At 70.4% G+C, this 21,064-nt stretch carries 19 protein-coding genes, 5 tRNA genes and 1 pseudogene; 3 read left to right on the top strand and 22 right to left on the bottom strand.

Annotated features, from left to right (window positions below; genetic code table 11):
* Positions 1–14 precede the first annotated feature (14 nt).
* Positions 15–893, bottom strand: a complete 879-nt coding sequence (locus J5226_RS14820) for an AraC family transcriptional regulator (RefSeq protein WP_215835235.1) — start codon at positions 891–893, stop codon at positions 15–17.
* Between the two features lie 288 nt (positions 894–1,181).
* On the opposite strand from J5226_RS14820, the gene J5226_RS14815 reads away from it, so the two are divergent.
* From J5226_RS14815 to J5226_RS14805, 3 genes are all read left to right on the top strand, one after another.
* Complete coding sequence (locus J5226_RS14815; RefSeq protein WP_215835234.1) at positions 1,182–2,186, top strand: VOC family protein; 1,005 nt, start codon at positions 1,182–1,184, stop codon at positions 2,184–2,186.
* Between the two features lie 286 nt (positions 2,187–2,472).
* Positions 2,473–2,559 (top strand) — tRNA-Leu (locus J5226_RS14810).
* A 235-nt stretch (positions 2,560–2,794) separates the two neighbouring features.
* Complete coding sequence (locus tag J5226_RS14805) at positions 2,795–3,478, top strand: alpha/beta hydrolase (protein WP_255322797.1); 684 nt, start codon at positions 2,795–2,797, stop codon at positions 3,476–3,478.
* 46 nt (positions 3,479–3,524) lie between these two features.
* Here the strand turns inward: J5226_RS14805 and J5226_RS14800 are convergent, their stop codons facing one another.
* The 21 genes and pseudogenes from J5226_RS14800 to J5226_RS14700 all read right to left on the bottom strand — a co-directional run bounded on the left by J5226_RS14800 (position 3,525) and on the right by J5226_RS14700 (position 21,059).
* Positions 3,525–3,863, bottom strand: a complete 339-nt coding sequence (locus J5226_RS14800) for a DUF5713 family protein (RefSeq protein WP_215835233.1) — start codon at positions 3,861–3,863, stop codon at positions 3,525–3,527.
* A 257-nt stretch (positions 3,864–4,120) separates the two neighbouring features.
* Positions 4,121–4,196, bottom strand: a tRNA-Gly gene (locus J5226_RS14795).
* A gap of 114 nt (positions 4,197–4,310) precedes the next feature.
* A tRNA-Gly gene (locus J5226_RS14790) sits at positions 4,311–4,386 on the bottom strand.
* Between the two features lie 50 nt (positions 4,387–4,436).
* Positions 4,437–4,510, bottom strand: a tRNA-Cys gene (locus J5226_RS14785).
* 144 nt (positions 4,511–4,654) lie between these two features.
* Positions 4,655–4,730, bottom strand: a tRNA-Gly gene (locus J5226_RS14780).
* 140 nt (positions 4,731–4,870) lie between these two features.
* Positions 4,871–5,443 carry a CDP-diacylglycerol--glycerol-3-phosphate 3-phosphatidyltransferase gene (gene pgsA, locus J5226_RS14775; RefSeq protein ID WP_215835232.1) on the bottom strand — a complete coding sequence of 191 codons (573 nt, stop codon included), beginning with the start codon at positions 5,441–5,443 and terminating at the stop codon, positions 4,871–4,873.
* Between the two features lie 110 nt (positions 5,444–5,553).
* Positions 5,554–7,404, bottom strand: a pseudogene (gene uvrC, locus J5226_RS14770) (excinuclease ABC subunit UvrC); the annotation flags it as partial.
* 449 nt (positions 7,405–7,853) lie between these two features.
* Positions 7,854–8,105 (bottom strand): hypothetical protein, encoded by a 252-nt coding sequence (locus J5226_RS14765; protein WP_215835230.1) that lies wholly within the window; start codon positions 8,103–8,105, stop codon positions 7,854–7,856.
* Between the two features lie 65 nt (positions 8,106–8,170).
* Positions 8,171–8,647 (bottom strand): low molecular weight protein-tyrosine-phosphatase, encoded by a 477-nt coding sequence (locus J5226_RS14760; RefSeq protein ID WP_215835229.1) that lies wholly within the window; start codon positions 8,645–8,647, stop codon positions 8,171–8,173.
* Between the two features lie 3 nt (positions 8,648–8,650).
* On the bottom strand, positions 8,651–9,427 hold the full coding sequence (gene kdsB, locus J5226_RS14755) for a 3-deoxy-manno-octulosonate cytidylyltransferase (RefSeq protein ID WP_215835228.1): 777 nt from the start codon (positions 9,425–9,427) through the stop codon (positions 8,651–8,653).
* A gap of 245 nt (positions 9,428–9,672) precedes the next feature.
* Positions 9,673–10,710, bottom strand: coding sequence for a tetraacyldisaccharide 4'-kinase (gene lpxK, locus J5226_RS14750; protein WP_215835227.1), 1,038 nt, complete (start codon positions 10,708–10,710; stop codon positions 9,673–9,675).
* A 238-nt stretch (positions 10,711–10,948) separates the two neighbouring features.
* On the bottom strand, positions 10,949–12,703 hold the full coding sequence (gene msbA, locus J5226_RS14745; protein WP_215835226.1) for a lipid A export permease/ATP-binding protein MsbA: 1,755 nt from the start codon (positions 12,701–12,703) through the stop codon (positions 10,949–10,951).
* Positions 12,700–13,167: a biopolymer transporter ExbD gene (locus J5226_RS14740; RefSeq protein WP_215835225.1), complete on the bottom strand. Its 468-nt coding sequence runs from the start codon at positions 13,165–13,167 to the stop codon at positions 12,700–12,702. The genes msbA and J5226_RS14740 overlap by 4 nt, the downstream gene beginning before the upstream one ends.
* Before the next feature lie 11 nt (positions 13,168–13,178).
* A complete protein-coding gene (locus tag J5226_RS14735; protein ID WP_215835224.1) occupies positions 13,179–13,838 on the bottom strand; it encodes a MotA/TolQ/ExbB proton channel family protein in 660 nt (219 codons plus the stop codon).
* A 27-nt stretch (positions 13,839–13,865) separates the two neighbouring features.
* Positions 13,866–16,265 carry a ComEC/Rec2 family competence protein gene (locus J5226_RS14730; RefSeq protein ID WP_215835223.1) on the bottom strand — a complete coding sequence of 800 codons (2,400 nt, stop codon included), beginning with the start codon at positions 16,263–16,265 and terminating at the stop codon, positions 13,866–13,868.
* A 328-nt stretch (positions 16,266–16,593) separates the two neighbouring features.
* On the bottom strand, positions 16,594–17,340 hold the full coding sequence (lolD, locus tag J5226_RS14725) for a lipoprotein-releasing ABC transporter ATP-binding protein LolD (protein ID WP_215835222.1): 747 nt from the start codon (positions 17,338–17,340) through the stop codon (positions 16,594–16,596).
* Positions 17,333–18,577, bottom strand: a complete 1,245-nt coding sequence (locus J5226_RS14720; protein WP_215835221.1) for a lipoprotein-releasing ABC transporter permease subunit — start codon at positions 18,575–18,577, stop codon at positions 17,333–17,335. Before J5226_RS14720 ends, lolD begins: the two co-directional genes overlap by 8 nt.
* A gap of 102 nt (positions 18,578–18,679) precedes the next feature.
* Positions 18,680–19,159 carry a hypothetical protein gene (locus J5226_RS14715; RefSeq protein WP_215835220.1) on the bottom strand — a complete coding sequence of 160 codons (480 nt, stop codon included), beginning with the start codon at positions 19,157–19,159 and terminating at the stop codon, positions 18,680–18,682.
* A gap of 178 nt (positions 19,160–19,337) precedes the next feature.
* Positions 19,338–19,610, bottom strand: coding sequence for a succinate dehydrogenase assembly factor 2 (locus J5226_RS14710; RefSeq protein ID WP_215835219.1), 273 nt, complete (start codon positions 19,608–19,610; stop codon positions 19,338–19,340).
* Between the two features lie 32 nt (positions 19,611–19,642).
* Positions 19,643–20,065 (bottom strand): MAPEG family protein, encoded by a 423-nt coding sequence (locus J5226_RS14705; RefSeq protein WP_215835218.1) that lies wholly within the window; start codon positions 20,063–20,065, stop codon positions 19,643–19,645.
* Positions 20,066–20,270: 205 nt separating this feature from the next.
* Positions 20,271–21,059 carry a succinate dehydrogenase iron-sulfur subunit gene (locus J5226_RS14700; RefSeq protein WP_215835217.1) on the bottom strand — a complete coding sequence of 263 codons (789 nt, stop codon included), beginning with the start codon at positions 21,057–21,059 and terminating at the stop codon, positions 20,271–20,273.
* Positions 21,060–21,064: the final 5 nt, after the last annotated feature.

Here is a 21,064-nt window from a genome sequence, read left to right as displayed (position 1 = left end):
GACCCATCCGCGCGTCATTCGCGGCTCTGCCGCAACTGCATCGGCGTAATCCCGATCAAACGTCGCATGCACCGCGCCATGTGGCTGGCATCGGCGAAGCCGGTTTCCAGCGCGATTTCGCTCAATCCCGTCGCGCCGTCGAGCACCCGCTCGCGCGCGCGCTCGACCCGCCGCGCCAGCACGAAGCGATGCGCCGGCACGCCGGTAGCGCGTTTGAACAGCGGCTTGAAGTGCGACACGCTGAAACCGGCGACGGCGGCGAGTTCGGCCAAGCTCAGATCGGCGTCGAGGTGCGCTTCGATGTAGTCGATCACCCGCCGCAAGCGCCATGCCGGCAACGCCCGCACGGGCGCGCCGGACGCGGCCGCGAAGCTGCGCTGTTGCAGCGACAGCAGGCGCGCGGCCAAGGCGTCGGCGAGCGCATCGACGAACAGGCGTCCGCTCGGATACCGGTCGCGGTCCTCGGCCTGCATCATCGCGCCGATGCGCTCGATCTGCGGATCGCGCAGATGCGCGGCCGGCGCCAGTTCGATAGGGCCGCCGCCGGAACCCATCGCTTGCGCGGTGTCGTCGAGCAGCTCCGGCGTCATCCGCAGCAGCAGCGAGATCGCCGGCCCCGACATGGTCCAACGGGTGCTGCCGTTGGCCGGCGACACGCAGTACTGGCCTTGCAGACGCACGCCGCTGCGATCAAAGCGTCCTTCGCGATAGCTCACCGGCACCGGGCCGCCCTGGTGCAGGCACAGCACATGGCGAGGATCGAACGGAGTGTCGAACAAGCCCTGCGGCACCGGCACGGTCAGCACGTCCAGGCGCGGCGCGCCGAAATCGGCGTGTTCGCGCGGCTTGGCGGCGCGCGGCGGTTCGGGATAGCACGAGGGACGGTCGGCCATGCGGCGATCCTCGGCCTGGGCGGCCGCGGCCGACAGAGGCGAAAGTCATCCTTTCGTGCTGACGGCCGGCCGTTTCTGCGCGCGCTGCGGGCGCCTGGACGCGAGGCTGGGCGCCTCCTCACGGATCGCCGCGATGCGCCGACGAACGTTTCCGCAGCTGACTGGGGCGCCGCCCGCCCTGCGCCGAGCGGCCCTTCCCTGAAGAGCGCCCCGACCGCAGCGCCGAACCGGCGCCGCGGCAGCGACGCGACGCCCGACTCTCCCCTTCCCCAACCGAGCCCGACTACCGTGCGATTGCTCACTTCTCTCGCTGCCGCCGTTCTGACCTTCTCGCTGTCCACCTTCGCCGTCGCCGCGCCCATCGCGCGCGAGGCCGCGCGCGAACGCCTCGACCATACGCTGCTGTGGGGCCGCAGCCTCGACCAGATCGTCGCCGCGATGACGGTCAAGCTCGGCTTCCAGGTCGCGCCCGGCCGCGAACAGGACGGCCTGACCAACCGCTATGTGCGCCTCGACGACGAACGCTTCATCGAACTGCTGGCGCTCAACGGCAACGGCCGCGCGCTCGATCCCGGCGCGCAGGCCGATCAGGCGCAACTGCGCGGCGCCGCCGGCGCGCGCATGTTCGGCCTCCACACCGAAGCGCTCGACGCCGCGCGCACCGCGTTGCAAGCGCAAGGCATTCAGACCACGCCGGTGTTCTCCGCCGCGGCGAACGACCCCGACGGCACCGGCCCCGGCACCGCGCCGCGCTGGAGCCTGTTCGCGCTCGATCCCTCGCCGCTGTCGAGCCGCTTGTTCTACATCCACTACGCGCCGGTGCGCGCCGACATCGCCGCCGACCGCCGCATCGCCCGCGAGCATCCCAACGGCGCGCGCGAGTTGTCGGGCTTGTGGCTGCTGTCGGCCGATGCCGACGCCGACCGCGCGCAACTGGCCAAGCTCGGCTACGACCGCGCCACGCCGGTGCGCCTGCCGCAGATCGCCGCGCGCGGGTACTGCGTGGCGGTCGGCCCGACCCGGCTGCTGGCCTTGCAGCCCGACGGCGACGGCGCCGCGGCCGAAGCGCTCAAGCGCGGCGGTGCGCAGATCGCCGGGATCAGCCTCGGCGTGAGCGATCTCGACCGCGCGCAGCGGCGGGTCGAGCGCGGCTACGAACAGACCTTGACGCGTTACGCCGGGCTGTCGGGCGCGTCGTTCCTGGCGCCGAGCCAGGACGATCTCGGGCTGTGGATCGAGTTCCATGAGCGCGGCAAGGCCGGCGCGGCTTGCGGCGCGGTCGCCGGCGGCTGAGCCGCGTTCCGCGCGGCCGGGGTGCGGCGATGCGGGCTGCGGTGACGCGGGGCCGCCGCGCCGCGGAGCCGCTGCACCGCCGTTCGCAGCGTCGCCGTATCGCGGCTTGATCGCAGCGAAGCGCTGTCTCGTCGCAACGTCGCCGCCGCGTCGAGCCGCGGCCCCACGCTGCGCTGTATCGCGCCGCGGCCGCGCCGAGCGCGGCCGCGGCGCCGAAACCGGCCGCCCCGCCCGGCGAACCTGCGCCGCGGGCGGATCGGCTAAACTAGCCCCGTCACCGCATCCTGCCCGGATGGCGAAATCGGTAGACGCAGCGGACTTAAAATCCGCCGGCTTCGCGGCCGTGCCGGTTCGAGTCCGGCTCCGGGCACCAGCGTCCGCGCCGTTGCGGCGCTTGCGATCCTTCCGTATCGATCTTCATCGCGCCGCGCCGTCGCTGGCGCGTCGCGTCCGCGCATCCGCGAGGCCGGACAAATTTTTCTAGGGGCAAGCGCGAGAAGCATTTTCTGGTTCGCGGCCGACGCGCTGTCTACGCTTGCGCCCGACGGCGAATCCATCGCCGATGCGTCGCCAGACGCCCGCATCCCGACGCACTCAAGGAGCTTCGCGTGCGCTTACGCCTCTGCCTCATCCTGTCGCTGCTGCTGATCGGCAGCGCCCACGCCGGCACCGTGCTCAGCGTGCCGCCCGAACGGCCCGAGCGCGACCGCACCTACGTGTTCTATCTGCACGGCCGCATCGTCGAGGACCGCGGCGTGCGCCCGGTCGATACGCGTTTCGGCCTGTACGACTATCCCGCCATTCTCGATGCGCTGTCCGCGCGCGGCGCGACCGTGGTGTCCTCGCAACGGCCGCACGACGCCGACGTGAACGAATCCGCGGGCCGGGTCGTCGCCCAGATCGAAGGCCTGCTGCGCGCGGGCGTGCCGGAGCAGCGCATCGTCGTGGTGGGTTTCTCCAAGGGCGGCATGATCGCCACCCATGTCTCCAGCTTCCTGCGCCGCCCGGGCGTGCGCTACGTGCTGCTGGCGGCGTGCTGGGACCGTCAGGACGAACCGCAGCTGCGCCTCACCGGCCGGGTGCTGGCGATGCGCGAAACCAGCGACGATCTGGCCGGCAAAAGCTGCCGCTCGCTGGCCGAACGCAGCGAGCGCCCGGTGTCGTTCGAGGAGTTGAGCCTCTCCACCGGCAAGTCGCACGGCGCGTTCTACCTGCCGCGGCGCGAATGGCTGGAGCCGGCGCTCGATTGGATTCACGCGCCGGCGCAAGCGCCGCGCGACGCGGGTTCGTGAAGGCCCGATCGGACCGATCGGCGGCGATGTGGCGGCGCACGCGCCGTCACCAATCGCGCGTGGCGATCAATTCCTCGACATCCGCCTCGAACCCGTAGGCCTTGGCGATCGTCTCGAAATCCAGGCCGATGTTCTCGCGCGCCGCGGTTTCGATCTCGCTGTCGTGTTCGTAGAACTCCTCGGCGAGCGCGTTGAACTCATCGGTCGCCGCGTGCGTCAGCGCGTACAGCGCATCGAGCGATTGCGGCTTTTGCGCTTCGATGGCTTCGCACAAGCGAATGAGGATCTGCCGTCCCTTCTGCACCAACTGCGGCGGGAAGTAAGCGTCGCGCTGCATCTCGGCGAGGAAGTCGTACTGCTGCAGCTGCGGGTTGGCGATGCTCATGCGGCGGTCCTTGCGTCGGTCGATGGCGCGAGGATACGACGTTGGGACGACGCACGGCATCTCGCGAACGAGAGCCTCGCGCGAGCGCGGCGCCGTCGCCGCGGAGCGACGAAAAGAGCACCGGCCTTCTAAGCCGATGCGCGCTCGGCGTCGCTCGCCGGCATCGCCATCCGGATCGAACGCACAAAGAAAAAGCGGCCGGCTTGCGCCGACCGCTTCGTTTGCTGCATCCGCGCCGCCCTGGCGTCGCGTCGGTTTGGAGCGGGAAACGAGACTCGAACTCGCGACATCTACCTTGGCAAGGTAGTGCTCTACCAACTGAGCTATTCCCGCTGATTTTCGCCCTTCCCGCGAACCGGACGACGCCGCGCCGGGGAAAGAAAAGGCGTCCGGCCGAACCGGGCGCCTTGGGTACCGCGGATGCGTCGCCGGGGCGACGCATCGGATTGGAGCGGGAAACGAGACTCGAACTCGCGACATCTACCTTGGCAAGGTAGTGCTCTACCAACTGAGCTATTCCCGCTGATCTTGCTGGCGGCTCCGGTCGATGGCGCTGACCGATGCCGCGATGTTTGGAGGCCGAGGTCGGAATTGAACCGGCGTACGCGGATTTGCAGTCCGCTGCATAACCACTCTGCCACCCGGCCGGTGACGTCCACACATGTTGCCTTAACACTACGGCGGCTGGCAATCCCGAACTTCGCGGACGACGCGGCCTTCGTCTAAAAAAACAAACCCCCGCGAGGGGGTTTGATTTCAAAGCGCTTCGTTGCCGAAACCCTTTTCAAATCTGGAGCGGGAAACGAGACTCGAACTCGCGACATCTACCTTGGCAAGGTAGTGCTCTACCAACTGAGCTATTCCCGCTGAGGGAAGCGATATTTTAGGCATCGAAAGAAAACTGTCAACTGCTTTCTTAACGGGGGCCGGGCGAGAAAACCCGCGACGACGCCCTGCCCCGATGCCGGAAAACGGCCGATGGCGCCGGAAACCGGCGCCGGGCCGCCTCAGCGCGGACCGCCGGTGTCGGCGCTCATGATCGGCCACGCCGCGCGCAGATACGACAGGCCCGACCACAAGGTCAGCAGCGCCGCGGCCGCCAGCAGCCATTCGCCGATCTGGAACACCGGCAGGCCGAGAATGCGTTCCTGGTACAGCAGGCACACCAGCGCCACCATCTGCACGATGGTCTTGATCTTGCCGATCGCGGCGACCTTGACCGCCGCGCGCTGGCCGAGCTCGGCCATCCACTCGCGCAGCGCCGAGACCGCGATCTCGCGGCCGACGATGACCGCGGCCCACAGCGTCATCCACACGGTCGGGTGCTTCTGCACGATCAGCAACAGGGCCACGGCGACCATGAGCTTGTCGGCGACCGGATCGAGGAAGGCGCCGAAGGCCGAATATTGGTCGTAACGGCGCGCGATCCAGCCGTCGAGCCAGTCGGTGACCGAGGCGAAGGCGAAAATGAACGCGGCGGCGAAATTGGTCCAGGTGTAGTCGAGAAAGAACACCACCACCAGCACCGGGATCAGCACGATCCGCGCCAGGGTCAGCATGGTGGGTATGGTCAACTTCATCCTTCGCTCCGCTTGGGTTCCGCCGGCTCGGCGGCCGCACGCTGCTTCTTGCCCTTGGACGCCTTGGGGGCGTCCGTCGTTCCCGCTCCCGCCGCCGCGGCGGCCGCCGGGGCCTCGTCCGGCGCGTCCAGGCCGTGCAAGGCGGCGTAGATGCGCTCGGCCAAGGCCTCGTTGACGCCCTCGACCCGGGAAATCTCCTCGACCCCGGCGGCCTTGAGCCCGCCCAGGCCGCCGAAATGCCGCAACAGATTAGCGCGTCGGCGCGGGCCGATGCCGGGAATATCTTCCAGCCTACTGCTGTTGCGCGCCTTCTGCCGGCGCCCGCGATGGCCGGTGATGGCGAAACGGTGCGCCTCGTCGCGGACCTGCTGGACCAATTGCAGCGCCGGCGACTCGGCGCCGGGGTGGACCGTGCGCCCGTCGGGCAGCAGCAGTTCCTCGTCGCCGGGACGCCGCGCCGGGCCCTTGGCCACGCCGACCAGGATCACCCCGTCCACGCCCAGTTCGTCCAGCGCGGCGCGCGCTTGCGCGACCTGGCCGGCGCCGCCGTCGATCAGCAGCACGTCCGGCATCACGCCGTCCTCTTCCACCGCGCGGCGGAAGCGCCGGGCGATGGCCTGATTCATCGCCGCGTAGTCGTCGCCCTCGACGATGCCGGCGATGTTGTAGCGGCGGTACTGGCTGCGCACCGGGCCTTGCGCGTCGAACACCACGCACGAGGCGACCGTGGCCTCGCCCATGGTGTGGCTGATGTCGAAGCACTCGATGCGCTGCGGCAACGCCGGCATCTTCAGCAGGTCGCGCAGCGCTTCGGCGCGCAGTTGCTGGGCGGCGTGGCTGGTCATTTCGGTGGCCAGCGCCATTTCGGCGTTGCGCCGGGCCAAGTCGAGATAACCGGCGCGTTCGCCGCGCACGTTGCTCTTGATCTGCACGCGGCGCTCGCCGGCGGCGGAGAAGGCTTGCTCGAACAGTTCGCGGTCGGGCAGATCGCGGTCGAGCACGATCTCGCGCGGCGGGGTCTGCTCGCCGTAGTACTGCGAGATGAAGGCGGTCAGCACTTCCTCGGGGTTGTCGCTGCCGTTGGTCTTCGGGAAGAACGCGCGGGTGCCGAGGTTGCGGCCGTCGCGGAAGGCCAGCAGCAGCACGCAGGCGGCGGCGCCGGACATCGCCAGCGCCAGCACGTCGAGGTCGGCGGCGCGGCCGTCCACATACTGGCGCGCTTGCAGGCTGCGGATGCTGGCGATCAGGTCGCGCACGCGCGCGGCGTCCTCGAAATCCAGGCGCGCGCTGGCCGCTTCCATGTCGCGGCCGAGTTCGTCGGTGAGCTCGTCGCTGCGCCCTTCCAGGAACAGGCTGGCGCGGCGCACGCTTTCGGAATAGTCGCGCGCCGGCACCAGCCCGACGCAGGGCGCGCTGCAGCGGCCGATCTGATGCTGCAGGCACGGCCGCGAGCGGTTGCGGAACACGCTGTCCTCGCAGCTGCGCAGGCGGAACAGCTTGTGCATCAGGTTGAGCGTGTCGCGCACCGCGCCGACGCTGGCGTACGGGCCGAAGTAGCGTCCGGCGACCGCGCGCGGGCCGCGGTGCATGGCGATGCGCGGCCACGCCTCGCTGGTCATCAGCACGTAGGGATAGCTCTTGTCGTCGCGCAGCAGCACGTTGTAGCGCGGCTTGAGCGACTTGATCAGCTGGTTTTCCAGGATCAGCGCTTCGGCCTCGGTACGGGTGACCGTGACTTCCATGCGCACGGTCTGGGCCAGCATCGACATGATCCGCGCCGATTTGGGCGTGGCGTTGAAGTAGCTGGAGACCCGGTTCTTGAGCGCGCCGGCCTTGCCGACGTAGAGCGCCTTGTCGTCGGCGCCGAGCATCCGGTAGACGCCGGGCGCGGTGCTCAGCTGCTTGACGAAGGCCTTGCCGTCGAACGGCGCGGGCTTGGCGGCGGGCGGGTCGGCGCTCATGCGCGCGCGCTCCGGGGCATGGCCGCGCGGATGCGGCGAGGCGCGACCGCGCGTGCGCGGCGGGGCGAAGGAGCGGAAGCGATGGCGGGCGTCGCGGGAGAAAGCATCGGCGGCGGCTGGCGGCCGGCACGGCGGCCGGCGGATCGGGGCGGGAACTGAATTGGGTCGATTATGCGCGAGCGCAAGGGGCGGCGATGGGATGGGCGGCTGAATGCGTTGGTTTTTTTGCCGCGGCGGTAGGGCGCGGGCGACGCTTTAGGGCCGAAGTCGTCCGCTCTGGCGGACCGCCCTCGCGGAAAGCGTCGAGTCGGGCGGTTCTACGGTCCATCCATAACGACGGGACTTCCGCCCGGCCTCTCCGGCGCAAGCGCCGGCGCGGGAGTCGACAAGCAAACATCGAAAAACTCCTGCCTGCGCAAAGCCGTGCGTCGGTCGGGAGAGGTTTGCCCTTAAAACGCTTCGTCTTCGCGGGCAGCGATCCGATAGAAGAGCAGCGAGCCCGGCGGAGCGCATCCCTCGTCGAAGCGGCGCAGCGCAAGCGCCCGGATGCCGCGATCCGGCGGGACCGCATCGAACCGGCAGGCCGCTCGCGTCGAAACCGCGCGGCGGCCACGCGGACGCGTCGGCGCCGACACGGCAATCCGGCAGCAAATCGTCGCACGCGAAGGCACCGTCCCGCCGCGGAGCTGCATCGCCTGCATGGTTTTGCGCTTCGATACGAAGCGGCCCGGTTCGGCAGGAAAACCGCACGCCGCTCCCACCGCACTCAACGCAGCTGCAACTCCCGCCGCAGCCGCGCGATGGCGCCGTCGGCGGCGCGGTCCAGCAGTTGGAACACGTGCTCGAACTGCGCAGGACCGCCGGTGTAGGGATCGGGGATTTCGCTGTCGGCGACGGTGCCGCACCAATCGAGCAGCAACGCACTCTGGGCGGTGGCGTTCGCCGGCGCGCGGGCGCGGACGTCGCGCAGGTTGGCGCGGTCGGCGCACAGCAGCCAGTCGCATTCGCGGTAATCGGCGGCGGCGAGTTGGCGCGCGCGCAGGCCGGAGATGTCGACGCCGTGCTGCGCGGCGTTGGCGATCGAGCGCCGGTCCGGCGGTTCGCCGATGTGCCAGTCGCCGGTGCCGGCCGAGTCGAGTTCGATCAGGCCGCGCAGCGACGAGGCCTCGATGCGCGCGCGCAGCACGCCCTCGGCCACCGGCGAGCGGCAGATGTTGCCCAGGCACACCACCAGCAAGCGCACGGCTCAGCCGCCCTCGCCTTGCGCGGCCAGGAAGGCCTCGGCGCGGGCCAGATCCTCCGGCGTGTCCACGCCGGGCGGGAACGCCTCGGGCGTGATGCCGACGGCGATGCGGTAGCCGGCTTCCAGCGCGCGCAACTGCTCCAGCGATTCGATCTGCTCCAACCGGCCCGGACGCATCTTGGCGAACTTGCGCAGGAAGCCGGCGCGGTAGCCGTAGATGCCGATGTGGCGCAGCCATTCGCCGCCGCCGGGCATGCGCTCGCGGTCCTTGGCGAAGGCGTCGCGCGGCCATGGGATCGGCGCGCGGCTGAAGTACAAGGCGTCGCCGTTGCCGGCGCGCACCAGCTTGACTGCGTTGGGGTCGAACAGGGTTTCGACCTCGGTCACCGCGACCGCGAGGGTCGACATCTCGGCGCCGCTGTCGCGCAGGGTCTCGGCGACGGCGACGATGCCGGCGGCCGGGGCGAAGGGTTCGTCGCCTTGCAGATTGACCACGACGGTGTCGTCGCGCCAACCGGCGAGGTCGGCGCATTCGGCCAGACGGTCGGTGCCCGAGGCGTGGTCGGGCGAAGTCATCGCGATCTGCACGCCGCTGTCCTTGAGCGCGTCGGCGATGCGCGCGTCGTCGGTGGCGATCCACACCTCGCGCGCGCCGGCGGCGAGCGCGCGGCGGGCGACGTGCAGCACCAGCGGTTCGCCGGCGAGCTCGCGCAGCGGCTTGCCGGGCAGACGCGAGGCGGCGTAACGGGCGGGGATGGCGACGACGAAGTCCTGGCTCATGTTCGGCTCCGGAGCGGTGAGGCGTGGCGCTTGATGCGAGGTGCGAGGTGCGAGGTGCGGTGTGCGGTGTGCGGTGTGCGGTGTGCGGTGTGCGGGTCGAGTATTGCCGATTCGGCGTGATGGTTGCGCGGCGCGGAAGCGGGTGGCGCGGTCGGCGAAGGTTCGCGGTCGCAGCTTGCACAGCTCCTACATGGGCTACCCGTAGGAGCTGCGCGAGCTGCGACCGCGCCAATGCGGTTACGGCGTCACTTGCGTTTGAGCGCCTGCAGCTTGTCCAACAACGACACCCAGAACGCCTCCGGCAATTCGGCCCGCACCGGTACGCTGTAGTACGACTCCGGATCGAACCCGCCCTGCCCGTCCAGCGGGATCTTGACCGCGTCCTTCTCGGTCATCAGCACCGGCAGCTTGCTGCCGAAGGCGAAATCGGCGGCGGCGTAGCGGTGATGGTCGGCGAACGCGTGCGGAACCACGGCGATGCCGAAACCGCGCAGCATGGCGAAGTAGCGCTCCGGGTCGCCGATCCCGGCGACCGCGTGCACGCGCTGCCCCGCGAAGCCGTCGAGCTTGAGCGGACGCGCGCCGAGCAGCGGCAGCGCTTGATCGGCGACCAGACGCATCGGCCATTCGCCGAAGCCGGCGTTGGCCGCCGCTTCGCCGGGCGCGGGCTGCGGCAGGTTGACGACGCGGAAGTCGCACTGCGCGCCGCGCTCGGGCGGTTCGCGCAGGGGACCGGCCGGCAGCAACTGGCCGTTGCCGTAGCGGCGGCGGCCGTCGACCACTTCGATTTCGATATCGCGCGCCAGCCGGTAGTGCTGCAGGCCGTCGTCGCAGATCACCAGATCGCAACCGGCCTCGGCCAGCGCGCGCGCGGCGCTGGCGCGGTCGCGGTCGGCGCGGACCTTGGCGCCGGTACGGCGCGCGATCAGCACCGGCTCGTCGCCGCCGACGCGCGCGTCGGTGTTGCGCTCGACCCACAACGGCGTCGCGGCGTCGTCGCGGCCGTAGCCGCGGGTGGCGACGCCGGGGTTCCAGCCTTCCTGCCTGAGGCGCTGGACCAACGCGATGGTCAGCGGCGTCTTGCCGGCGCCGCCGGCGGTGATGTTGCCGACCACCAGCACCGGCACGCCGGGATGGCGGCTGCGCTTGAGGCCTTTGCGGTAGAGACCGCGGCGCAGGCTGGTGACGGCGCCGTACAGCGCGGCGAGCAGGCGCGCGTGCGCCGGCACCGGGCTTTCGTCGTACCAGTAAGCCGGCGGGCCGCCGCGGTGTTCGGTGGTCATCGGCGCGCGCTCCGAGGGGCGGTGCGTCGGGCCGGGACACAACGATGCGCCGCGCGCCGCGCCGCAGCGATGTCCGCCGCACCGTAACGAGCGTCTTCGTTGGCGGCAACGTCGACCGCATCGCGGCCGCTCGCGCGCGCGAACGCTTGCTTCGCGCGGCGCGCCGCCGAATCCGCAGCGGCTGGCCGCACCGCCACCCGACCGGTCGCACGATCCGCCGAGCATTCGAGCGCGCCCTTCATTCGGCCTCGCGGAACTGCATGCGGTGCAGATGCGCGTACAAGCCGCCCTGCGCGAGCAGTTCGCTGTGCGAGCCGCGCTCGACGATGCGGCCCTGATCCATCACCAACACCTGATCGGCGTGTTCGATGGTCGACAAGCGATGCGCGATGACCAGCGTGGTGCGGTCGGGCATCAGCCGTTCCAGCGCGTCCTGGACCAAGCGCTCGGACTCGGTGTCGAGCGCCGCGGTGGCTTCGTCGAGGATCAGGATCGGCGCGTCCTTGAGCATCGCGCGGGCGATCGCCAGACGCTGGCGCTGGCCGCCGGAGAGCTTGCCGCCCTTGGCGCCGATCGCCGCGTTCAAGCCGTCGGGCAGCTTGTCGACGAACTCGGCCGCGTTGGCGCCCTGGATCGCGCGCTCCAGCGCGGCCGCGTCGACGCTCTGCATCTCGCCGTAGGCCACGTTGGCGGCGATGGTGCCGTCGAACAGCATCACTTGCTGGCCGACCAAGGCGATCTGGCGGCGCAGGTCGGCCAGCTTGTAGTCGGTGAGGCTGTGGCCGTCGAGCAGGATCTGCCCGGCCTCGGGATCGTAGAAGCGCGGGATCAGCTTGATCAGGCTCGACTTGCCGCTGCCGGAGCGGCCGACGATGGCGGTGACCGTGCCCGGCCGGGCGATAAAGCTGATGTCGCTGAGCGCCGGACGCTCCTGGCCCGGATAACGCGCGGTGACCTCGCGGAACTCGATCAAGCCTTGGCTGCGCGCGAGATCGCGGCCGCCGCTGTCGGGCTCTTCGGCCGCGTCGAGCACCTCGAACAGGCGCTCGGCCGAGGCCACGCCGCGCTGGAGCATGTTCTGCACGTTGGTGAGCTGACGCAGGTTGGGGATGATCGCCATCATCGACACCATCAGCGTCACGAAACCGCCGGCGTCCAGGCGCCCGGCGAAGGCCTCGCGCCCGGCCACGAACAGCAGCATCGCCAGGCCGACCGACCCCATCAGCTGGACCATGCCCGAGGCGATGGAGCGCGTGGATTCGACCTTGAGGCTGAGCTTGAGGTACTGATCGGCGATGGCGCCATAGCGGTCGAGCTCGGACTTCTGCGCGCCGTAGATCTTCACTTCCTGCTGGTTCGACAGCGCCTGATCGGCGGCCAGCAGCAACTGCGCCCCGCTCTCCTGGATGCGGTGGCTGATGCGGCGATAACGGCGGCCGACCTTGTCCATGACCCAGGCCAGCGGCGGCGCCATCAGGAACACCGCAACGGTGACCTGCCAGCTCGTCCACAGCATCACCACCAGCAGCGCCAGCGCCTGGGTCGATTGCTGCACCATCACCTTCAAAGCGTCGACCGAGGCCTGCGCGACCTGATCGCTGTCGGAACCCAGCCGCACCAGCATCGACGGCACCGGCTCGCTGTCGAAGCGCGAGCCCGGCAGGCGCAGGTACTTGGCCAGCACCTGCACGCGCAGATCGCGGGCCACGCCGCGACCGGACTTGGCCATGTAGTAGTCGGTGATGTAACCCGCGATCCCGCGCAGCACGAACAGGCCGACGATCGCCGCCGGCAACCACACCGCCACCGTAGTGTTCTTGGCGATGAAGGTCTGGTTGATGATCGGGTCCATCAACTTGGTGAAGCCCGCGCCGGCGACCGCTTCGATCAGCATGCCGATGCCCGCCAGCCACAGCAGGCCGCGGTAAGGCAGCGCGAAGCGGAGCAGGCGGCGGTAGGTCTGCCACGGCGAGGCGGTCGCGTTCGCCGTCACCGCGTCGCTCCCGGGGACGCCGCTGCCGCGGCGGGCTTGGCGGCGGTCGGCGCCGGCGGCGCGGTCGCGCTCATGATCTTGCGGAAACCGAGCTGGCCGAGCGCGTCGTAGACGGTGACCACGGCCTGATACGGCGTGCGCGCGTCGGCGCGCAGCATCACGGTGCGGTCGCGGTTGTCGCCGGCGACCTCCGCGATGGTGCTCTTGAGCGATTCCAGATCGTCGCGCAGCACCTCGCGGTCGCCGACGAAGTAACGGCCCTCGGCGTTGACCAGCACCACCAGCGCCTGGCTGGCGTCGCCGGACGGCTCGCCGGTGGCGCGCGGCAACTCGAGCTTGAGCACCGAGCGCGCGTCGAAGGTGGCGGTGACCACGAAGAAGATGATCAACACCAGGATCACGTCGATCAGCGGAACCAGATTGATCTCCGGCTCGTCGTCGGCGCGGTGGTCGCGGATGCGCATGCGGCGGCGCCTCAGCCCTGGCCGCCGGCCAGACGCACCGGGCGCGGCTCGCTGGCGCGGCCTTCGCCGGGATGCTGCTGCAGCACATCGACCAGGGCGATGGCCTCGTGCTCCATCGCCACGATGTATTCGGACACGCGGCCGCGGAACCAGCGGTGCGCGATCAGCGCCGGGATCGCCACGATCATGCCGGTGGCGGTGCACACCAGCGCCTTGCCGATGCCGCCGGCGAGCTGGTTGACGTCGCCGATGCCGTGGTCGTTGATGACCAGGAACATCTGGATCATGCCGACCACGGTGCCGAACAGGCCGAGCAGCGGGCCGGCCGCGGCGATGGTGCCGAGCGTGTTCAGGTAACGCTCCATGCGGTGGACCAGATGCCGGCCCACGTCCTCGATGCGTTCGCGGATTTCCTCGCGCGGGCGGCCGCGCACGTCGAGCGCGGCGGCGAGCAGCGCGCCCAGCGGCGCGGTCGAGCGCAGCGACTCGATGTGGGCCGGGTCGAGCTTGCCGCCGGCGGCCCAGGCGCGCACTTCCTGGCCCAGGTTGGGCGGCAGCACGGCGCGCCGGCGCAGGGTCCACAGCCGCTCGATGATGATCGCCAGGGCCAGGGCCGACAGGATCAACAACGGAATCATCGGCCAACCGCCGGCCTTCACCAGTTCCAGCACTCGCGAACCTCCGGCCCGTGGCCGACTTCAATCCGGCCGATAGGATAGCCCAGGCGCGCGCCGGCTCGCGTCCCACAGCCTTGGGTGTGCCTGACGTCGCGTTTCCAGGCGCGGCCCGGGCCCGTCCCCGCCGGACGGCGCGCGCAGCCCGATCCGCAGGGCGCCGCCGGCGGCGGTGTCGGCCACCTCCGCCCCGGCCCGGCGCCAGCGCTCGACCACCGCCGCGCGCGGATGGCCGAAGCGGTTGCCGTGGCCGCTGGAGACCAGGGCGTAGCGGGCGCCGGTGGCGCGCACGAAGGCCGGATCGGAGGATTCGGCGCTGCCGTGGTGGGCGACCAGAACGACGTCGGCGCGCAAGGTGTCGTCCGGCGATTGCGCGGCGCGCCGGACCAGATCGCGCTCGATCACCTCGCCGATGTCGCCGGTCAGCAACGCGCTGCCGTGTTCGCTGTCGATGCGCAGCACGCAACTGGATTCGTTGCGCAGGTAGGGAAAGTGCGCGGGCGGATGCAGAAAGCGCAGGCGCACGCCGTCCCAGCGCCATTCGCGGCCGGCTTCGCAGACGTGCGGCTGCAGGCCGCGCACGGCTTCGCCTTCGATGCCGGACGGCGCGAATCTGAGCGGCGCGGGGAAGGCGCGCAGCACCGCGGCCCAGCCGCCGGCATGGTCTTGATCGCCGTGACTGGCGACGGCCGCATCGAGCCGGCGCACGCCGAGCGCGTGCAGCGCCGGCGCCACCGCGCGCTCGCCGGCGTCGAAGCCGTCGCGCACCGCGGGGCCGGCGTCGAACAGCAGGCTGTGATGAGCGGTGCGCACCAATACCGACAGCCCCTGCCCTACGTCGATTACGACCAGTTCGGCCTCGCCCGGCTCGGGCAGATGCCGGTCCGGGTACAGCAGCGGCAGCCATAGCAACAGCGCCAGCGCTTTGCCGGGCGTCCCACGCGGCAGCAACAGCCAGAACGCGCCGAGCAGGGCCAGCGGCAGCGCGAACCAGCGCGGCTCGGGCAACCACCACAGCGCCAGACCGCTGCCGGCCAGCGCTTGGAATCCGGGCCAACCGGGCTCGAAGCAAGCCGCCGCCCAGCGCCAGGCGAATTCGCCCGCACCGGGGTGGACGGTTTCCAGGCCCGTGCCGATCAGCGCCAGCGGCACGACGATCAGACTCCACCAAGGCACCGCGATCAGATTCGCCAGCGGCCCCGCCAACGACGCTTGTCCGAACAGCGCCGCGCACAACGGCAGCAAGCCCAGGCTGGCCACGCCCTGGGCCGAGACGAAGCCGCCCAAGCGCTCGCGCCAGCCGCCCTCGCCCGCCGCCGGCAAACACCACAGCAGCCACGCGACGCCGAGGAAGCTCAGCCAGAAACCGGCGCCGAGCAGCGCGAGCGGATCGGCCAGCAATACCGCGATCGCCGCCAGCGCCAAGGCATCGACGCCGTGGACCGGCCGCCGCATCAGGCGCAGGGCCGCCACGATCGCGATCATCAGCCACGTGCGCACGGTCGGCAGCGCGAAACCGGCCGCCGCGGCGTACAGCAAGCCGCCGAGCATCGCCGCTATCGATGCCGCGACGACCGCCGGCACGTAACGCCCCAGGCGCGGCCACAGCCACCACGCGCCGCGCGCGAACAAGGCGAAGAAACCGGCAACGAGGCCGACGTGGAAACCGGAAATGGCGATCAGATGGGTGAGGCCGTCGGCGCGCAGGACGTCCCAATCGGCATCGTCGAGACCGCGCGTATCGCCGAGCGCAAGTGCGCGCACGAAGCGCGATCCGGGCGTCGTCACCGCCGCGGCGATGCGCGCGCACATGGCTTCGCGCCATGCGTCCAGGCCGGAGGGCGGCGCGAGCAAATGCGCGCCGACTTGCGGATCGCGCAGATAGCCGTTGGCGCCGAGCCGCTGCGCCAAGGCGTACTTCTCGGCATCGGGACCGCCCGGGTTGCGCAAGCCGCGCGGCGCGCGCACCCGCGCCTGCAGGCGCCAGCGCTGGCCGGCCTTGAGCGCGGCGCGCGCGGCGGGATCGTCGTCGTACCACGCGAGCCGCAGCAATCGTCCGCGCAAGGGCTCGGGTTGCGACGCATCGCCGTCGACGCGGAAGCGGAATTGGCTGCGGCGCGGCTCGTGCTGGGGCAAATCGACGATGCGGCCGCTCAGGACGACGTCGCGCTTTTCCCAGTTCGGCGGCAATTGCAGCGACAGCGCGTACGCCGCGTGCAGACTCGCGAGCGCGAAGCCGAAGACGAAGGTTGCGAGCGTGCGGGCGCGCCGCAGTCGCCACCAACCGGCGGCGGCGAACGCGGCAAGCGGCGCCGACGCCTGCCAAGGCAGCAACCCCGGCCAAGCCAGTGCGGCGCCGATGCCGGCCAGCAAGGCGAGCGCTACGAGTTTTCCGAACGGCGGCGTCCTTGCCGCATAGAACATGGCGATACTCCTTCGCCGCTGAATTGGATTGCGCCGCCGGGTCGCGCTCCGGCTGCGGAGTCGCATTCGCTTCGGTCGGCTCAACGAATCTTAGGGCCGCGGCCAGTCGGCGGACATTGCTAAAAATCCGAACGGTGGGTAGGCCATCGACGCGGATGCCGGTCGGAGCCTTCATGCCCGCGATCACGCGGACGATCGCGCAGCGCAGGCACGAATCGTCGCCGGAGCGAAGCCGCTCGCATCGAAGGTTTCGGCGTCGGCGTGTTGTCGCGGTCGCGGCTTGCGCCGCTCCTACAGTCGGGTTACGCGGCTGGCGCGGAGCGGGCGATCAGACTTCGCCCGCCGCCAATTCGCGCAGCTTGCCTTCGTGCAGCTCCATCACCCGATCCAGGCGCCGCGCCAGACGCCGGTCGTGGGTCACCATCACCAGGCTCGTGCCCTGATCGCGGTTGAGCGAGAGCATCAGCTCGAACACCGTCGCGGCGGTCTTCTCGTCGAGGTTGCCGGTGGGTTCGTCGCCCAGCACGCAGGCCGGACGATTGACCAGCGCGCGCGCGACCGCCGCGCGCTGGCGTTCGCCGCCGGACAGTTCGCCCGGCTTGTGGCCCAGGCGATGGCTCAGGCCGACCGACTCCAGCAGCGCGGTCGCGCGCTGGGTGGCTTCCTTCACCGACGGCGAATCGCGGCCGCCGAGCAGCACCGGCAGCATCACGTTCTCCAGCGCGGTGAATTCGGGCAGCAGGTGGTGGAACTGGTAGACGAAGCCCAGCGCGCGGTTGCGCAGCAGGCCGCGCGCGCGGTCGGACAGCGAGTTCATGCGCTGGCCGGCGACGTAGACCTCGCCCGCGGTCGGCGTGTCCAGGCCGCCGAGCAGGTGCAGCAGCGTACTCTTGCCGGCGCCGGACGCGCCGAGGATGGCGACGGTCTCGCCGCGGCGCACGTCGAAGTCCAGGCCGTTGAACACCGGCGTGTGCAGCTTGCCTTCCGAATAGGTCATCGCCAGACCCTGGCAGCTCAGCACGGTCTCGGCGGCGGACGCGGAGGCGTCCGCGCGGTTCGCGGTGGCGTCATTCATAGCGCAGCGCCTCGGCCGGGGCCGTGCGCGCGGCGCGCCAGGCGGGATAGATGGTGGCGAGGAACGCCATGGCCAGGGCGACGCAGGCGATGATGGTCACGTCGCTGGTCTGCAGATCGGTCGGCAGGCCGGTGATGTAGTAGACGTCCTCCGGCATCAGCTGCACGCCGAGCACCGTCTCGATGGCCTTGAGGATGCGTTCGAGGTTCAAGGTCAGCACGATGCCGCCGATCACGCCGATCACCGTGCCGATGATGCCGATCAGCGTGCCCTGGACCACGAAGATGCGCATCACGCTCATCGGCGTGAGACCGAGGGTGCGCTGGATCGCGATGTCGGCCTGCTTGTCGGTGACCAGCATCACCTGCGAGGACACCAGATTGAACGCGCCCATGGCGATGATCAGCGACAGCAGGATCGCCATCACCGTCTTCTCCATCTTCAGCGCGCGGAACATGTTGGCGTTGTCGCTGCTCCAGTCGCTGACCCGGTACGGGCCGCCGAGGTTGACCGACAGCTCGCGCGCCACATCCCAGGCCTGATCCATGTCGTGCAGCTTCAGGCGCACGCCGGTGACGCCCTCGCCCATGCGCAGCACGCGCTGCAGGTCCTGCATGTTGACCACGGCCAGACCGCGGTCGAATTCGTTGTAGCCGGCCTCGAAGATGCCGCTGACGGTGAAGCGCTTGAGCTGCGGCATCGCGCCCATCGGCGTGCTGCGGCCGTCGGCGGTCATCACCACCACGCTGTCGCCGACCTGCGCGCCCATCCACAGCGCCAGTTCCTTGCCGAGCACGATCTTGAAGCTGCCCGGTTCCAGCGCGTCGAGCTTGCCCTCGACCATCCTGTCGGCCAGCACCGAGACGCGGCGCTCCAGCGCCGGATCGATGCCGCGCACCACCGCGGGCTGCTGGCGCGCGGCCGAGAGCAGCGCTTCCTTCTCCACATAAGGCGCCGCGCCGGCGACGCGCTTGTCGGCCATGGCCAGATCGACCGCGTGGCGCCAGTCCTCCAGCGGTTCGCCGTAGGCGCTGACGGTGGCGTGGGCGGCCATCTGCAGCATGCGGTCGCGGATTTCGCGCTGGAAGCCGCTCATCACCGCCAGCGTGGTGATCAGCGCGGTCACGCCCAGGGCGATGCCGGCGATGGAGGCGAGCGAGATGAAGGAGATGAAGCCGTTGCGGCGTTTGGCGCGCAGGTAGCGCAGGCCGATGGCGACGGAAATGGGTTTGAACATGGAGCCCGGACTGGGAGATGGGGATCGGGGATCGGGAGGGAATCGGCGGCGGAATGCGGCGCTGCCGCTCCTACGTTCGCGTTCCGGGTTCCTGAGCCCCGCTCATGGTGCCACCGAACGCGCCGTGGGCGCAGCGTTTGCGACCGCGGCGGCCAGCCGGAGTTCACGACGGGCGCGGGCGTCCAGGCGGTCGGGCCACCACAGCAGGCGGCCGCGGGCGCCGTCGGCGGCGCGGAACTCCAGCCTCGCCAGCGGCCCGCGCCAGTGCAGGCGCGCCCGCGCGAGGGGCGCGCCGTCCAGCCAGACGCGCGGACCGGCGAAGCGCAGCCGGCGCGGCGGGCGGCGCAGTTCGCGCCGGGCCAGGGCCGCGCCCCACCCCGCCGCGAGCGAGGCGACGGGCCAAGCCAGCCACGCCGGCAGTTCGCTGGCGAGCGTGGCGCAGGCGGCCAGCCAGCCGATCAGGACCAGCCCCGCGGCCAGCAGCCGCGACGGGCGCCAGACGACGCAACCGGGCGCGAGTTCGTCGGCATGCGACGCAAGCGCGCATTCGGCCGTCCGACGCTCGACGAATTGGCGCGCCACGCGCGCGGCCGTCGAACGCGCTACCCGCCGTCGCGCCACGCGCGCGACCCTCCATCGTTCGACCAACCATCGCGCCGTGCGCCGGCTCAGCGCCGCCGCGTCGCGCGCGCAAGCCGATCGAACCGCCGCCGCATCGCGCGCGCCGACCCAGCCCAACCGGCCGCCGCGTCGCGCCGCCTCACACCGGGATGTTGCGGATCTTCTCCACCAGCCCCTGCAACCGCGCATCCTGCGCTTCCTCGTGGCCCATGAACCAGTGCCAGAGCTTATCGTCCTCGGTTTCCAGCAGCCGTAGGAAAACCCCGCGCTCGTCTTCGGAAGACTGCCGCCACACGCGGTCGAGATAACGCCCGAGCAATTGGTCGAGCTCGCGCATGCCGCGGCGGCAGCGCCAGCGCAGGCGGCGCAGTTCGAGTTCGTCGCGCTCTTCGGCCGAGGGGGTGTCGCTCATCGTGTTCTCCTGCGATTACCGGTCCGCGCGCGTCACTGCGTCAGCAAGCCGACGCCGATGCGCGCCCACAACGCCCACAGCGCCAAGCCGCCGGCGGCGTAGGCGTAGAAGCGGTGCATCACTTTGTTGTAGCCGCACTGGATCGCGCTGTGGGCGATGCGCAAGGCGACGAACAGCCACGCCAGCGCCAAGGTCGCCGCGTCGTCGAAGCCGTTGAACGCGGCCACGGTCAGCGCGAAATAAAACAGCACCGGCAGCTCGAACAGGTTGCGGAAATTGTCCGCCGCCTTGGATTCGGTCAGCTTCGCCACCGCTTGCGCCGAGGTCGCCACCGCTTGCGGATGGATGCGGTCGCGCCGCATCTGGCCGATGCGCACGTAGAACATGCGCAGCCACACCGCGCAGGTCAGCGCGGCCATCGCCAGCGCGGGAAGGAAGATCGCCTTGCTCTGCATCGTCGCTGCACTCCGTGGCGGGCCGCGCGGGCGCGGCGGTGGATGGAGCGCGGCGAACCGCGCCAGCGCGCATCCTCCGTCAAACGCGGCGCCGCCGCCACTGCACCTGCGGCCGATGCGCGGCGCCAACGAAAACGCCGCCGCCCGCGATGCGGACGGCGGCGTCAATGTCGCTCAAGACCCGCGCCGACAAGCCGGCTCGGAATCAGACCCGGCGCTGCAGCATCAGCTTCTTGATCTCGCCGATGGCCTGCGCCGGATTCAAGCCCTTCGGGCAGGTCCGCGCGCAGTTCATGATGGTGTGGCAGCGATAGAGCTTGAACGGGTCTTCCAGATCGTCGAGGCGCGCACCGGTGTCTTCATCGCGCGAGTCGATGATCCAGCGGTAGGCCTGAAGCAGGATCGCCGGACCGAGGTAGCGGTCGCCGTTCCACCAGTAGCTCGGGCAGCTGGTCGAGCAGCACGCGCACAGGATGCATTCGTACAGGCCGTCGAGCTTCTCGCGGTCGGCCGGGGTCTGCAGGCGCTCGCGGTCCGACGGGGTCGGGCTCTGGGTGCGCAGCCACGGGCGGATCGAGGCGTACTGGGCGTAGAAGTGGGTCAGGTCCGGGACCAGATCCTTGACCACGTCCATGTGCGGCAACGGATAGATCGGCACTTCGCCCTTGGCGTCGCCGCAATCGGCGATGGCGCGGGTGCACGCCAGGGTGTTGGTGCCGTCGATGTTCATCGCGCACGAACCGCAGATGCCTTCGCGGCAGGAGCGGCGGAAGGTCAGGGTCGGGTCGATCTCGTTCTTGATCTTGATCAGCGCGTCCAGAACCATCGGACCGCACGAGGCCAGATCGACCTCGTACGTATCGACGCGCGGGTTCATGCCGTCGTCGGGGTTCCAGCGGTAGACCTTGAAGGTGCGCGGCTGCTTGGCGCCCGGCGTCGCCCAGTGGCGGCCCTTCTGGATCTTGGAGTTCTTCGGCAGTGAGAATTCGGCCATGTCGG

This window comes from Lysobacter sp. K5869, from assembly GCF_018847975.1.
Classification (GTDB): Bacteria; Pseudomonadota; Gammaproteobacteria; order Xanthomonadales; family Xanthomonadaceae; genus Lysobacter.
Note: the sequence above shows the minus strand (reverse complement) of the source record. Positions and strands in the feature narration are given on the sequence as shown.

Coding starts and splice junctions, on each gene's coding strand:
- J5226_RS14820 (WP_215835235.1), bottom strand. CDS start 893: ATGGCCGACCGTCCCTCGTGCTATCCCGAACCGCCGCGCGCCGCCAAG.
- J5226_RS14800 (WP_215835233.1), bottom strand. CDS start 3,863: ATGAGCATCGCCAACCCGCAGCTGCAGCAGTACGACTTCCTCGCCGAG.
- pgsA (WP_215835232.1), bottom strand. CDS start 5,443: ATGAAGTTGACCATACCCACCATGCTGACCCTGGCGCGGATCGTGCTG.
- J5226_RS14765 (WP_215835230.1), bottom strand. CDS start 8,105: ATGCAGGCGATGCAGCTCCGCGGCGGGACGGTGCCTTCGCGTGCGACG.
- kdsB (WP_215835228.1), bottom strand. CDS start 9,427: ATGAGCCAGGACTTCGTCGTCGCCATCCCCGCCCGTTACGCCGCCTCG.
- lpxK (WP_215835227.1), bottom strand. CDS start 10,710: ATGACCACCGAACACCGCGGCGGCCCGCCGGCTTACTGGTACGACGAA.
- J5226_RS14740 (WP_215835225.1), bottom strand. CDS start 13,167: ATGCGCATCCGCGACCACCGCGCCGACGACGAGCCGGAGATCAATCTG.
- J5226_RS14730 (WP_215835223.1), bottom strand. CDS start 16,265: ATGTTCTATGCGGCAAGGACGCCGCCGTTCGGAAAACTCGTAGCGCTC.
- lolD (WP_215835222.1), bottom strand. CDS start 17,340: ATGAATGACGCCACCGCGAACCGCGCGGACGCCTCCGCGTCCGCCGCC.
- J5226_RS14720 (WP_215835221.1), bottom strand. CDS start 18,577: ATGTTCAAACCCATTTCCGTCGCCATCGGCCTGCGCTACCTGCGCGCC.
- J5226_RS14710 (WP_215835219.1), bottom strand. CDS start 19,610: ATGAGCGACACCCCCTCGGCCGAAGAGCGCGACGAACTCGAACTGCGC.
- J5226_RS14705 (WP_215835218.1), bottom strand. CDS start 20,065: ATGCAGAGCAAGGCGATCTTCCTTCCCGCGCTGGCGATGGCCGCGCTG.
- J5226_RS14700 (WP_215835217.1), bottom strand. CDS start 21,059: ATGGCCGAATTCTCACTGCCGAAGAACTCCAAGATCCAGAAGGGCCGC.